Source organism: Arthrobacter sp. E44 (assembly GCF_041877125.1).
GTDB lineage: Bacteria > Actinomycetota > Actinomycetes > Actinomycetales > Micrococcaceae > Arthrobacter.
The window spans coordinates 234,880-248,812 of record NZ_JBHDJA010000001.1; the positions used below are offsets into that span (position 1 = coordinate 234,880).

At 62.8% G+C, this 13,933-nt stretch carries 9 protein-coding genes; 7 read left to right on the forward strand and 2 right to left on the reverse strand.

All coding sequences use genetic code 11. The features are described 5' to 3' along the window. Positions 1 to 26 precede the first annotated feature (26 nt). Positions 27 to 1,493, forward strand: a complete 1,467-nt coding sequence (locus ACETK3_RS01030) for a sensor histidine kinase (protein WP_237428517.1) — start codon at positions 27 to 29, stop codon at positions 1,491 to 1,493. Positions 1,494 to 1,660: 167 nt separating this feature from the next. Here ACETK3_RS01030 and ACETK3_RS01035 read toward each other — a convergent pair whose 3' ends face one another. Next, a complete protein-coding gene (locus ACETK3_RS01035; protein WP_003804966.1) occupies positions 1,661 to 1,909 on the reverse strand; it encodes a WhiB family transcriptional regulator in 249 nt (82 codons plus the stop codon). A gap of 322 nt (positions 1,910 to 2,231) precedes the next feature. Between ACETK3_RS01035 and ACETK3_RS01040 the strand changes: the two genes are divergently transcribed. Continuing rightward, complete coding sequence (locus ACETK3_RS01040) at positions 2,232 to 2,624, forward strand: hypothetical protein (protein ID WP_236822042.1); 393 nt, start codon at positions 2,232 to 2,234, stop codon at positions 2,622 to 2,624. Positions 2,625 to 2,683: 59 nt separating this feature from the next. On the opposite strand, the gene ACETK3_RS01045 is transcribed toward ACETK3_RS01040, so the two are convergent. Then, a complete protein-coding gene (locus ACETK3_RS01045) occupies positions 2,684 to 6,760 on the reverse strand; it encodes an FtsK/SpoIIIE domain-containing protein (protein ID WP_237428516.1) in 4,077 nt (1,358 codons plus the stop codon). Positions 6,761 to 6,986: 226 nt separating this feature from the next. Here ACETK3_RS01045 and glf point away from each other — a divergent pair, with 226 nt between their 5' ends. From glf to ACETK3_RS01070, 5 genes are all read left to right on the forward strand, one after another. Beyond that, positions 6,987 to 8,174: a UDP-galactopyranose mutase gene (gene glf, locus ACETK3_RS01050; RefSeq protein WP_237428515.1), complete on the forward strand. Its 1,188-nt coding sequence runs from the start codon at positions 6,987 to 6,989 to the stop codon at positions 8,172 to 8,174. After that, positions 8,171 to 10,195, forward strand: coding sequence for a glycosyltransferase (locus ACETK3_RS01055; protein WP_236798896.1), 2,025 nt, complete (start codon positions 8,171 to 8,173; stop codon positions 10,193 to 10,195). The genes glf and ACETK3_RS01055 overlap by 4 nt, the downstream gene beginning before the upstream one ends. Beyond that, positions 10,192 to 11,073 carry an ABC transporter permease gene (locus ACETK3_RS01060; RefSeq protein WP_236798895.1) on the forward strand — a complete coding sequence of 294 codons (882 nt, stop codon included), beginning with the start codon at positions 10,192 to 10,194 and terminating at the stop codon, positions 11,071 to 11,073. The genes ACETK3_RS01055 and ACETK3_RS01060 overlap by 4 nt, the downstream gene beginning before the upstream one ends. Beyond that, positions 11,074 to 11,799, forward strand: a complete 726-nt coding sequence (locus ACETK3_RS01065) for an ABC transporter ATP-binding protein (RefSeq protein ID WP_236798894.1) — start codon at positions 11,074 to 11,076, stop codon at positions 11,797 to 11,799. A gap of 106 nt (positions 11,800 to 11,905) precedes the next feature. Then, complete coding sequence (locus tag ACETK3_RS01070) at positions 11,906 to 13,927, forward strand: DUF6541 family protein (RefSeq protein WP_373992380.1); 2,022 nt, start codon at positions 11,906 to 11,908, stop codon at positions 13,925 to 13,927. Positions 13,928 to 13,933 lie beyond the last annotated feature (6 nt).

Here is a 13,933-nt window from a genome sequence, read left to right on the forward strand (position 1 = left end):
AAGCCGGCGTCGAAAATGGAGGTGCAGTGGCAATCTTTACGGACCCCATCAGGGAACACGCTGATTTCGGGCCGGGCGATGCCGAATGGCTGCACCTCCTGGTGGGGGACTGGCAGATGGTGGCGGACCTGGCGTTCGCCGACCTCGCGCTGTGGTTCCCCCACCCGGAGCTTGGCTACATTGCCCTGGCACACGTGCGCCCCTCTACCACCCACACCGCGTTCCACAGTGACTTTGTGGGCGAAGGCATCAGGTCCGATCTGCAACAACTTGTGGACAAAGCGTGGAACAGCAGGACCATCGAGCGTTCCAGCGAGACGAACTGGAACAGCGAGATGGCCCTGCGGGTGGAGGCCGTTCCCATGGTCCGCAACGGCCGCACCCTCGCGGTGGTCACCACGCACATGGATCTGTCCAGCTCCCGGATGCCGTCCCGGCTGGAACTGACCTACCGTCAGTGCGCTTACGACCTCCTGCGGATGGGCACCCTGGGGCTGTGGCCCGATTTCGCCTCGCCCACCGGATCCCGCCGGGGCGCTCCCCGCGTGGGGGACGGCCTGATCAGGCTGGACGCCGATGGCGTGGTGCAGTATGCAAGCCCCAACGGCGTGTCGGCCTTCCGTCGGCTGGGTGACGGCGAGTCCCTGGAGGGCCGTTCGCTGGCTGAGGTTACGGCCGGCCTGCTGAAAGACCGTCGGATGGTCGATGAGACCCTGCCGCTGGTGGTGACGGGGCGCATGCCCTGGCGCAGCGAAATCGAGTCCCGCGGGGTAAGCCTGTCCCTCCGGGCCATTCCGCTGCGCGACGAGCAGCAGCGGTTTGGCGCGCTGGTGCTCTGCCGCGACGTCTCCGAACTGCGCCGGCGTGAGATGGAACTGGTGACGAAGGACGCCACTATCCGGGAGATACACCACCGGGTCAAGAACAATCTCCAGACCGTGGCTGCACTCCTGCGGATGCAGTCCCGCCGCATGGTGAGCGACGAGGCAAAGCAGGGCCTGGAACAGGCGATGCGACGTGTTGCCACTATTGCACTGGTTCACGAGACTTTGTCGCAGGGCCTCACCCAGAGTGTGGATTTTGACGAGCTGATCGGGCGCCAGTTCCGGTTGTCCGCGGAGGTGGCGTCCCCCTCCCAGCAGGTCAGGACCGAGCGGGCGGGCACATTTGGTGAACTCCCCAGTGATCTCGCAACCCCGCTTGCCCTGGTCATCAACGAACTGGTGACCAATGCCGTTGAACATGGGCTTGAGGGCAGGGCGGGAACAGTATGGCTTATTGCCGACCGGTCCGAAGGTGAGGACGGCGAGGAGTTGACGGTCACTATTGCCGACGACGGCGTGGGACTTCCCGAAACCCCGCACGTCGAGGGACTGGGCCTGCAGATCGTGCGGACCCTGGTCACCAGCGAACTGGGCGGCACCATCACGTGGCAGCGGCGCGAGGGCGGCGGCACCGAAGTCAAGATCCGGCTGAGCCTGGCGGGCAAGTAAGGCGCAGCCTTCCAGACTGCCTTCCTCCGGGCGTGCGCCCGCAGGAAGGCAGGAAGGCCAACGCTGGCAACGAGAACAAACAGAGGCCCTGGGACAATCCATCTGGATTGTCCCAGGGCCTCTGTTTTAGTCGACCTGTGCTCCTGCCCTGCCGTTGCGGACTCTAACTAGGAGGCGCGGCGTGCACGGGCAGCGCGACGTTTCAGGGCGCGGCGCTCGTCTTCGCTCATGCCGCCCCACACACCGGCATCCTGGCCGGACTCCAGGGCCCACTGCAGGCACGTGTCCACGACGGGGCACCGCCGGCAGACGCTCTTGGCTTCCTCGATCTGCAGGAGGGCCGGTCCGGTATTCCCGACGGGGAAGAACAGTTCCGGGTCCTTGTCGAGGCACGCTGCGCGATTACGCCAATCCATGCTGATCAGTTGCTCCATTTCTGGGAATTGCCTTTGTGAAATTATTCACTAGTGGCTACAAAGGAAAAGGGCCCTTTGGGCCCCCTTGGTCATCTGCATCAAGCCTGTCATGTTAACGCTGTGTAAACAAGGGGTAATAACGCCCGAAATCCCACGAAACCTGAGCGATGCATCACAGTGACGGCCGGCGCCCTCACCAGTGTCCGACTATGTCCGGTAGGGTGCCAGTGTGTCAAGACCCCCGGTGAACCCAGCAGGTACCCCATCTTCTCCCGATGACTCCGGTAGTGGCGCTGACCGCCCAACGGCCCGGCCGACCACGGTGCCTGCCGGGGCCAAGGTGGTAGCGCTCGTGGCAGCTGCCGAGGCCTCCGCCCTCCTGGTGGCAGCCGGATGGTATGCCTTCGAATTGCTGTCCGGGAGTCCCGTCCTGTCCTTCTGGGGCGCAGTCTTCACCATGGGCCTCCTGCTTGCCTTTTCCGCATGGCTTTATGCCGTGGCCGTCTTTCTCTACCGGGGCCTCCGGTGGACCAGAGCGGCTGCGCTGGTGGCCCAACTGTTCGTTCTAACCATCGGGGTGCCGGCAATGACCAGCGGCCTGGTCCTCGTGGGCCTCGCAATGGTGGTTCCGGCGGTCATCGCTATCGTTCTGCTGTTTTCCAACAGGGTGATAAACCATGCCTCGCGCACAGGGGCCGCGCCGCCGACCCTCTGACCCGTGCCTGTGTCTTCCAGTCCGTAACGGAAAGGCTTAGGCGACGGTGCAGCCAGCTCTCATTTTCCCGCCCAAGCCACCTGAAGGGGGCAGGATCGGCCGCCGGAGATCAACACGCCGCGGCCGGGCGGCGGGCTGGCCTCGGTTTCGAACCGGCCCCCGAACAGGTCGCCGTCAGCTGCTGAACGGGGACAGAGCAGCAGCCCCAGGCCCGATGCCCTGGCGTTCATGATCAACGGAACGCGCTGGAGGAGCGCCGGGCTGAAAGCGGCGGTGACGACGGCAGCGTAGCCAAGTGCATTCAGCTGGCCCAGGTCCCTTACCGCGGGCGGGGCGAGCAGATCCACATCATCGACAAGGAGAATTGACTCGAGGGGAAGCTTCCCTGCCTCAGCCTGCACCAGCAGCTCACCCCAGGCATTTCCGGCCGCCTCGGAAGGTCCGGGACAGGTGCACCAGGACTGCTCCGGGTTTAGTTCCTGCAGTGCGTGCAAGGTATTGGTCTTGCCGCTTCCGGGCCCGCCAAGGATTCCGATGACGCCAGCGCCGGGCAACCGAAATGTCACTGGGGCAAGCTCGTCCCCGGACACGCCCAGAAGGATTTCGCGTTGGCGTCGTCCCGCTTTCGAGGGCAGTACTGTTCCAGGCCGCCGGGAAAAGGGCCCTTCTTCAACCAATGCCCGGCCTGGTAACGACGGTTCGGGGACATGACCGGCTCCCGTTTGCCCTGCCATCGCTGCAATTTGCCGGACCGTGATTGTCGCCGGAAGGGGTTCCACGCGGAATGGAGGCGAACCGGCGCGTGGATAACCGGGGTTACCGATACTGTCTGGGGCAGAGGGCCGGTAGAACTGGCAAAGTGCGGGCCCGCCGCCGGAGACAGGGCCAAAGGCTGCCGCCCGCCCCTCGATAGCCGGGACGGAAGGCAGCCGCGGCCACATGGCCCGGCTTTCCTCCGTGGAACCGGATGGAAAGTAGAAGCGGTTGGGGAGGGCACCGAAGAATCGGGCCGTCACCAGCTCGCGCTCGCCGGAGAGCAGCAGGGTGATGCCCACCCTGGCGCCGTCACGGACGAGGTCGTTGACCAAGTCCTCAGCCCAGGCCAACGGTCCCGAGCGGAAGGCCGAGACCCAGGATCCCCAGCCGGAGATGGCGAGGACGAGAGGTATCCGGCCGGTGGCTTGGCTGGCCAACCGCTGCCCAAGTTCCCGGACAAGCCGCTCCAGGATGCGTACGCCCCGCCGAAGCTCGTGCAGTCCGGCATAGGCGCCCGTCCTGCCTGCCCGGGCCAGCGGCAGGAAGCCTCCTAAGCCATCCAACAGGTAGAAGTGGGTTTCAGCAGGGCCGAGCATCAGTTTGGAGACAGCCAGTTGGAGTCCCTCTGCGGCACCGGAGGCCGGACTGCCGATGAATGCTGCGTGGCCGTGGTGGGCAAGGTCCCACACCAAGGCCTCTACCCTTTGTTTTTCGGGTACATCCATCAAGCCCAGCCGTACCCCGCCGACCGGGCGCATTGGCTCTGCCTGGCATGGGTCGCAGGTGGGGTTAGCCGGAGTGGGTTCTTCCAGTTGCTCCGGAAGGGGAGGAGCCACAGGCCTGCGTGGCAGTTCCTTTTCCTGGGCAGCGCACAGGTTCCGCACCATGGCTGTCAGCGGCTCCACCGCTTGCGCGGGGGTTGAGACAGTGGCTGCCCCGTGGCCGACGTCGATGCCTTGGGCGGCGAGGTAGTCGGTTGTCCGGTGGACGTCAACGGCAGCGGGACGTCCCACTCCGGAAGGTGAGGCCAGGGAGGCTCCCTGGAACTCCTCTGCCGTCTGGGCCCCGCGGGCCAAAAAGGCGCGGCCTGGCGAGTCGACACTGATGGCCGCGGCGTCCTTGGAGTTGACGATATCCACCGACTCCATTTCTGACTGCACTCGAAGGGCAATACTGGAGGTGACGTTGGCGCGGATGTCTGCCGTCAAGGCACCCTGCGGCCTCTGCGTTGCCATCACCAGGTGGATACCCAGCGATCGGCCGATAGCTGCGATCCGCAGCAGCTCCCGAAGTACTTCGGGTGCATCGTCAACCAGCATCCTGAACTCGTCGATGACGATGACCAGATGAGGGAGGACGAAGTCCCTGGCGGCAGGTGTGGAGCGGTAGGCGGAGATGTCCGGGACGCGCGCGGCCGAAAGGCAACTCTCCCGAAGCCGCACTTCGGCGCGGAGTGAGGTCAGCGTTCGATCCATTTCGCCGTTGGAAAGGTCTGTCTGCAATCCGACGCAGTGCACCAGGCCCGCCAGCGGGCCAAGTCCTGAACCGCCCTTGAAATCGACGAAAAAGAAGTTGACCCGCTCCGGCGGATGGCTCAGGGCGAGGGCAAGCGTGAGGCTCCGGAGGAGTTCGGATTTTCCCGAGCCGGTGGTGCCTGCCACCAGAAGGTGGGGGCCGTCAGCATGAAGATCGATGAACTTGGTTCCGGCTGAGCTCAGTCCCAGTGGTGCCGCCAGTCCATCATCCTCCGCACTGACGCCCCATCGGTCAGCCGTGGCCTCCGGAGTAAGGGGCAGGACCTGGCCGAGGCTGCAGACAGCCGGAACACCTGAGCCCGGTCCCTTGCCCTCCGGGAGTTGGCCTGCCCGGCGCCGGCAAAAACGAGTGAACACATCTTCCGGCACCAAATCGGGAACGAAGACGGTCTCGCGGAGATCCAACAGCGCGACTGAGCGTCGTTCGGCCAGGAGGACATCGGGCGGAGGCCATTCCCCTTCGTCCGGAAGAAAGTGAAGGACCTGCCACCCACACCGTAGTGCGGCTTCGCGGACGCCCTTTTCAGCTTCGGCGGTGGAGGGTTCACCCCGAATCAACAGCACTCCGCGCTCGCAGCCCCCGGGATGGACGCCGTTTAGGACACTAAGTCCGGCATCGACTGTTGCCGTGAGCGTCACCCTGCAAAGGTACCGGGCAGCGAGTGGCAGGGTTCCCGGCGTCCCGTGGACGACGACGTGCGTGGTACGCCCGCGCGGGTACCCCGCCAGTTGCATGAGAAGGGAGCGGATAAGGCCGTCGGTTGCAAACCGCGGTCCGCCCACCGTGGTGAGCGGGCGGTCCGGGTCCAGCAGGACAGGGGCCATTTCGGACGGTGGAATCACATGGGCTGCGCCAGCCGGTTCTACCCGTACGTTCGGCGCCTGTTCCGCCTGGCCCACCCGCAGCCAGATGCCATCGGCACCCGAACAATCACGGGCCGTCTCCTTACCTGTTTCCGCTGCCAACGCCACGAGAGACAGGGGAGGGGCGCACCGCCGTCGGCGTTTTCTGTCTTCCTCGGCAGCCGCGTGCACCGCAGCGGACAATTTCTGCTTTTGACGCCTCCCGCTGAGCGCAGTAACCAGGACCGGGAACGCGGAGCCCAGGGAAAAGACGAGGAACATCCACATGCCTGTGAGCATGGCCAGCAGCACCCCGATTACCAGCGGCAGAACCGCGGCCAGGAGGAGCGCAGGACGGTTTCCGGCCTCGACCCGGCCGGCCACCACGATGGGGTCAGCCACCGACTTTCCTGCATCTGCCAGGACCCGTACAGGCAGTTCGGCAAAAACGAGGGACAAGTTCGACTGCCCGCACCTGATGTTGGAGTCCGTGGAGATGACCGCGCTGCGGATCCGCTCCCCGTTGACGTAAGACCCGTTGGCACTGTCCAGGTCAACCAACATAATGTCCGTCTCCGTAACGATCACCCGGGCGTGTTCGCGGGAAAGCTCCGGATCCGGAATGACAATCCGCGTGCCGCTGCGGCCAATGCTGTAGCTGCCACGTTGGAGCCGGACAACCGTTCCCGCTGCCGGGCCACTGTCAATCATGAGGGCCAGCGGAGCCGCAGGACCCTCGACCGGCCGACGTTTCGGCCGCCGCCTTAGAGGCGCGGTGCCGCCATCGACAAAGATCGCCGCCTCCACCAGCGGAGGAATACCGAGCACCAGGGAACACAAATCTTCCCCGTCCACGCTGACAGCGCCTGCGCCGAACTTCCGTACCAACTGCTGGTGAATCACGGAGCCGGACGTGCCAAGCGGCGCATCGATGGATAATTCCACAGGTGGCTCGACCTTCGGTGATCCCGGGCCGCCAACCAGCGTGCAGTTGAATGTCATGGTTGGGATCCTTCGCGTATTTACCCACACGCTAGTCACGGCCGTCAGTACCGGGCAGGCAGTTCACGCTCTATGTGGATAAAAGAGTGGTTGCGCCTGCCTGATGCGGCCTGTGTACCGGCTCACAGCGATGGGCTGATTCGACGGCCCGTGCGGTCCCTCGGGTAGGCTAGAGCAGCAGACAATGCGCACGATTGCGCTGCCCGCATTCGAACCAGGAGATTTTGTGACCGCTGACCTCGTCATCGTAGGGTCCGGCTTTTTTGGCCTGACAATCGCAGAACAGGCCGCCACTGAGCTCGGCCTGAAGGTCGTCGTCATCGACCGTCGCCACCACATCGGCGGAAACGCGTACAGCGAAAAGGAAGAGCAGACCGGGATTGAAATCCACCGGTACGGCGCCCACCTTTTCCACACCTCCAACGAGCGGGTGTGGGAGTACGTCAACAGGTTCACCACCTTCACGGACTACGTCCACAAGGTCTACGGCGTCCACAAGGGGGAGGTTTATTCGCTGCCCATTAACCTGGCCACCATCAACCAGTTCTTCCGGGCCAACCTCACCCCCGGCAAGGCCAGGGACCTGATCCAGGAGCAGGCCGGCGAACTGGCAGGAACGGACCCGCAAAACCTGAACGACAAGGGTATCCAGCTCATCGGGCGCCCGCTCTACGAAGCATTCATTAAGCACTACACGGGCAAGCAGTGGCAGACCGACCCCAAGGACCTGCCGGCGGGCATCATCTCCCGGTTGCCCGTGCGCTACAACTACGACAACCGGTACTTCAACGACAAGTACGAGGGCCTGCCGACCAACGGCTACACCGCATGGATCGAAAAGATGGCGGAGCACCCCAACATCGAGGTGCGGCTCAACACGGACTTCTTCGACGAGTCCCACGAGTACAGCAAAAACAAGGTAGTCGGCAATATCCCGGTCGTATACACAGGGCCGGTGGACCGGTACTTCGACTACGCGGAGGGAGACCTGTCCTGGCGCACCATCGACTTCGAGGAAGAAGTCCTGGAGATGGGCGACTTCCAGGGCACGTCCGTCGTGAACTACAACGACGCCGACGTTCCTTACACCCGCATCATCGAGCCCCGGCACTTCCACCCGGAGCGCGACTACCAGACCGAAAAAACGGTCATCATGCGCGAGTTCTCCCGCTTCGCCGAAAAGGGCGACGAGCCCTACTACCCGGTCAACACCTCCGCGGACAGGGAGCGCCTGCTCAAGTACCGCGACCTGGCAGCGGCCGAGAAGGACGTCCTGTTCGGCGGCCGGCTGGGCACCTACAAGTACCTGGACATGCACATGGCCATCGGGTCCGCGCTGAGCATGTTCGATAACAAGATCAGGCCGCACTTCGAAAGCGGCGTACAGCTTGAAAGCGGGGGAGTTGACGCATGAGCGTGCCTACCGACAACAAGACGAAGAAGTCCGTGAAGACTGATACGGCCAAAACCCAGCAGGCGTGGCAGACGCTTCAGCGCGTGATCCTGCCCAGCGCGAGCCAGATGGATACGGTGCCCCTGTACATGGATATGGGCACCGCTACCGGTATCCAACTGCCTACTGCCGGGGACCGGGACGGGAAGGCGAACAAGGCCCGGACCATCAGCAGCCCCACCAAGGAAGCGCACGTGGAAGACTTCCTTTCACGCCACTCAACGTCTGTCCGCTCAGGCGAGCGGGTGTCCTTCGGTTCCTACTTCAACGCCTTCCCGGCCAGTTACTGGCGGCGGTGGACCACGGTGGACAAGGTCCGGTTGCAGGTCCGGACCCAAGGGGCCGGCTCCGTCATCGTCTACAAGTCGAATGCGCGCGGGTCCCTGCAGCGGGTGGACACCCGGAGAGTTGAAGGCACGGCGGAAAGCACCTTTGAGCTTTCGCTCGCGCCTTTCGGTGATGGCGGATGGTACTGGTTTGACCTGCTTGCGGGTACAGAGCCGTTGATTATGCTCGACGCCGAGTGGCAGGGAGCGGCGGTCGAAACGACGCCGGGGTCAGTTACGCTCCAAATCACCACCCTGAACAAGACGGACTTCTGCCTGAACAACCTGCGCCTCCTTGCCGAAAGCGAAGAAGCACTTGCCCACGTGCAGGAAATCCTGATTGTGGACCAAGGGACGCAGAAGCTTGCCGACGCAGCGGGCTTCGATGAGGTTAAGCGGTCCCTGAACGGCAAGCTGCGCATCATCAACCAGTCCAACCTGGGTGGCTCAGGCGGGTTCGCCCGCGGCATGTTTGAAGCTGTAGAGAACGGCAGCGACTACGCCCTGCTGATGGACGATGACGTGGTTGTCGAACCGGAGAGCATCATTCGCCTGCTGACTTTCGCGGACCGGTGCAAGACGCCGACCCTCGTCGGCGGCCATATGTTCGACCTGTACAACCGCACCGTGCTGCATACCTTCGGCGAGGTGGTCAATCCTTACCGGTTCCAGCCGTCGCTCCCCAGCGAGGACATGATCCTGGGCCACGACTTCCTGTCGTCCAACCTTCGCCAGACCCCCTGGCTGCACCGGCGGTGCGACGTCGATTACAACGGCTGGTGGATGTGCCTCATCCCCACCCAGGTAATCCGTGAAATCGGGCTGTCACTCCCGCTGTTCATCAAATGGGACGATTCCGAATACGGGTTGCGGGCCAAGGCCGCCGGCTACCCGACGGTGTCCCTGCCTGGTTCAGCCGTTTGGCATGTTTCGTGGATCGACAAGGACGACCTTGTCGGCTGGCAGGCCTACTTCCACGCCCGCAACCGGGTAGTGGCCGCGCTCCTGCACAGCCCCTACGAGTTCGGCGGCAGGGTCATCAAGGAGTCGCAGTACGCCGACGTTAAGCACCTCGTATCGATGCAGTACGCCACAGCGCAGGGCCGGCAGTGGGCATTGGAAGATGTGCTGAAGGGCCCGGATGCCTTGCCAGGGCTGCTGTCCGCCAAGCTGCCGCAGATCCGCAGCATGATGTCTGCACACTCTGACGCGGTCTTCCGGCCCGATCCTGATGACTTCCCCGCACCCAAAATGGACAAACCTCCACGCCGGGGCCACGGACCGTCACAGCCACGGAAGCTGACTCTCTTGCCATGGGCGGCCAAGACTGTCGTTCGGCAACTCGCGAGCCCGGTCAAGGGCACCAACGCCGAACGGCCGCAGACCACAGTTGCGCACCAGGACAACCGGTGGTGGCGGATGGCGCAGTATGACAGCGCTGTTGTGTCCAACGCCGAAGGCACAGGAGCTTCCTGGTACCGGCGTGATCCCAAGCAGCTGAGGAAGATGCTGGCCGAAAGTGCCAAGCTCCACTCTGCACTGCTGAAGGAGTGGCCTGCCCTCAGTAAGAAGTACAAAGCCGCCGTTTCGGAGCTGACCTCCATGGAGTCTTGGAGGAAGACGTTCGAGCAACACACCCAGAACGAGATCAAGTGAGCGCAATTGCGTCCGGTGAGCTAACTACTCCCGGACTGGGCGGTGGCCTGCGGGACATCAGGCAGTCCGGCTTCCTGCTGAAGCTGCTGGTCCGCAAGGAACTCAAGGTGCGTTACCGGGGATCTGTGCTGGGACTCCTCTGGTCATACGTGAAGCCGGGAGTGCAGTTCATTGTCTTCTACGTGGCCCTGGGGGTTTTCCTCGGCCTTGAACGGAGTGCGCGGAACCCGGAAGGGCTTTCCAACTATGCGGTCTACCTGTTCTCTGGCATCGTCCTGATTAACTTCTTCACCGAGGCCCTGGGCAACGCCGCACGGTCGATAGTCAATAACGGAAACCTCATCAAGAAGATCTATCTTCCGCGCGAGCTCTTTCCCGTTGCTTCCGTCTGGGTGTCGGCCGTGCACTTCTTCCCGCAGCTGGTGGTGCTGGTCATAGGGTGTGTCCTGGCCGGCTGGCATCCCAACCTCGTTCAATTGCTGGCTGCGGTTGCGGGTTTCGTTATCGTTGCTCTGCTCGCAACGGGACTCGGTCTGCTGTTCGGGGCGGCCAACGTCTACTTCCGCGACTCCGAGAACCTGGTGGACATGCTCCTGATGATTGCCACTTGGGCTTCCCCTGTGATGTATGCGTGGTCCATGGTCCAGGAGAAGCTTGGCCCAGGGTGGTTCGCCGTCTACCAGGCAAACCCGATCACGATTGGAGTGGAACTGTTCCACTACGCCTTTTGGTTCCCCACAACGGACGGATCGGTCGCCATGCCGCCGAATCTCTTCAGTCTCTGGCTCTTCGTTGGGCTCGGCGTGGCCCTTGCCATCCTCCTGCTGGGCCAATTCACCTTCCGGCGCCTTGAGGGCCGTTTCGCGCAGGAGCTCTAAGTGGTTAAGGCAATCGAAGTTTCCGATATCAGCAAGCAGTTTGTCCTGCGCCATACCCGGTCCATCAAGGAAGCCGTCGTTTGGCTTTTGAAGGGCCGCAAGGGGGATTTGTCCGAGAAGTTCCACGCCCTCAAAAACGTTTCTGTTGACATCGAAGCGGGGGAAACGGTGGCGCTCCTGGGCCTGAACGGTTCAGGCAAGTCCACTCTGCTCAAGCATATTTCGGGCGTCATGCTTCCAGACACGGGGACGGTAAAGACGAGGGGCCGGGTTGCGGGACTCATCGAAGTAGGCGCCGGGTTCCACCCCGACCTCTCCGGGCGGGACAACGTGTTCCTCAACGGTGCCATTCTGGGAATGACGGAACAGCAGATCAACGAGAGATTCGACGATATTGTCGAATTTTCCGAAATCGGCCAGTTCATCGACACCGAGGTTAAGTTCTACTCTTCCGGGATGTACCTTCGCCTGGCTTTTTCGGTCGCAGTGCATACAGACCCGGAAGTCTTCCTGATCGATGAGATCCTCGCGGTCGGTGACGAGCCTTTCCAGCGTAAGTGCATCGACAAGATCCAGGAACTGGCGCACGAGGGAAAGACACTCGTTGTGGTGAGCCACGACCTGGATCTGGTTTCCCGCATCTGTGACCGGGGAATCCTGATGGAGCACGGTAACGTGAAATTTGATGGACCCATTCACGAGGCTGTCTCGATCCTGAGAGCCTGACGGGCGCAATTCGCAGCAGGTCATCAGCTGCTTGCAGATTTTGTTTGACAATCAGCGGTACGAGGTGCCGCTTCGGCCCGCGTGCCGGTAACTTTTCGGAGGATTCTTGTCCTGGTTTGACCAAGTACCGCAGTTTCTCCTCGCACTGGTTCTGCTGTTCATTCCGGGGCTCGCCGTGGCCGTTGCAGCCCGCCTCGAAGGACTCCGCATCTTCGCCCTGGCCCCGGGAATCAGCGTCTCCATAGTCGCAATTTCGGCTGTTGCAGCTCCCTTCCTGGGGCTCTCCTGGTCGTTGCTTCCCGTGCTGGGCACAACGGCTGTCATGACCGGACTCGCTCTTGCTGCATCATTCTTGGTTGCGCGGAAAAGCAACAAAGTTGGGGCCAGACACAGTGGCAGACCGCAGTGGAGTGTCCTTGCTGTTTCGGCGGTCTCGGTTATTCTGGCCGCGGTGCTCGTCTCGCGCCGACTAATCAAAGCCATTGGGCAACCGGAGTCCTTTTCCCAGACATTCGACAATGTTTTTCACCTGAACGCCATCCGGTACATCCTCGATACGGGTTCCGGCTCGTCCTTGACCCTTAATGCGATGACGGGCGCCTCGTCATATCCTGCTGCCTGGCACGACCTTGTCTCGCTGCTTGTCAGCGTCGGTGGAGGAGGAATACCCGCGTCCGTCAACGTCGTCAATATTGTGCTGGCCGCTTTGGTTTGGCCGCTTGGCTGCATCTACCTTGCGCAGGCTATTTGGGGGAACCGTCCAGCAATATGCATCTCCGCCGGCGTGCTCTCGGCAGCCTTTGGCGCCTTCCCAATCTCGCTCCTCGACTTTGGGGTGCTCTACCCAAACTTTCTCGCGGTTGCACTCTTGCCGCTGGTCGTGGGCATATCGGTGGAGGTACTGGGTTTGTCGCCAGCACCGATTCGCTCCAGGTTCATTGGGGTGCTGGTCCTGCTCGCTGTGCTCCCGGGTCTTTCCCTTGCCCACCCCAGCGCCGCCATGGCCTGGATAGCGATGATGACGCCGGCCGCCGCCTACGTCTATGTCCGTCTGGTGGCGCGGACGCTTGCGTCGTCGCGCGGCCGCAGGGGCGCACTGAATCTCGCCGCGCTGGTCGCCGTCCTGGTGGGCACCGTAATGGTTGTCCGCCTTCTGTGGAACCTTGTTCGTCCTCCAGCCGAGGCGGCATTCTGGCCCCCCGTGGAGACCACGGGACAGGCCATCGGCGAGGTGATCGCGAGTTCGGCGATCGGACGCCCGGTCGGCTGGGCCGTCCTGGCGCTGACCCTTATCGGCATCTACGTGACAATTAGGTCCCGCCGGCAGCTGTGGTGGCTGGGTACATACGCTGTGGTGGGTTTCCTGTTCGTGGTTGTCAGTTCGTTTCCCGCCGACCAGTTCAGGATGTACTGGACCGGTATCTGGTACAACGACCCGCCGAGGCTTGCTGCGCTCTTGCCACTGGTGACAATCCCGCTTGCCTCCCGCGGGGCAGTTTGCATCTGGGATCTGTTCTTCAAGAGCAGCGTGAGGGGTATGGAGGCTTTGCAGCGGAAGCGGTTGGCAAGGCCTGAAGGAGCTGCAACTGATCGCGCCGGCGTTCGTCAGGTAGCGACGTACTCGACCGTTGCCGGCCTCCTCATGGTGCTGGCCCTGGGTGCGGCCACGCAGCGGGCGAATGTGCGCCAGGCGCAGGATGCGATGGCAGGCTCCTACCGGCTGGCCGCGGATTCGCCTCTGGTCTCCCAGGATGAGCTGAAGCTGATTGACCGGCTGCCGAACGAAGTGCCGAAGGATGCCGTCCTGGTTGGAAACCCATGGAACGGCAGCTCACTCGCCTACGCGCTTGCCGACCGCAAACTGATCCAACTGCACATCCTCAGTGCCGTTCCAGAAGGGACTGCAGCACTCCTGAACGGCCCTACTCCTGCGAAAGATGATCCCGCCACCTGCCCAGCGGTCCGGAAGCTGAACATCGACTACATCCTGGATTTTGGTCACCGTGAAGTGCATGGCAGGGACAACGGATACAAGGGGCTGGACAACCTCATCGCCTCCGGCCTGGCGACGTTGGAAGACTCGGAAGGCGAAGCGAAGCTCTACAAGCTGCACCTGTGTGATAGCTGACGTGCG

Bases quoted from the DNA above. Each gene is read 5' to 3' on its own strand.
- ACETK3_RS01035 (WP_003804966.1), bottom strand. From the start codon at position 1,909: ATGGATTGGCGTAATCGCGCAGCGTGCCTCGACAAGGACCCGGAACTG.
- ACETK3_RS01045 (WP_237428516.1), bottom strand. From the start codon at position 6,760: ATGACATTCAACTGCACGCTGGTTGGCGGCCCGGGATCACCGAAGGTC.
- ACETK3_RS01055 (WP_236798896.1), top strand. From the start codon at position 8,171: ATGAGCGTGCCTACCGACAACAAGACGAAGAAGTCCGTGAAGACTGAT.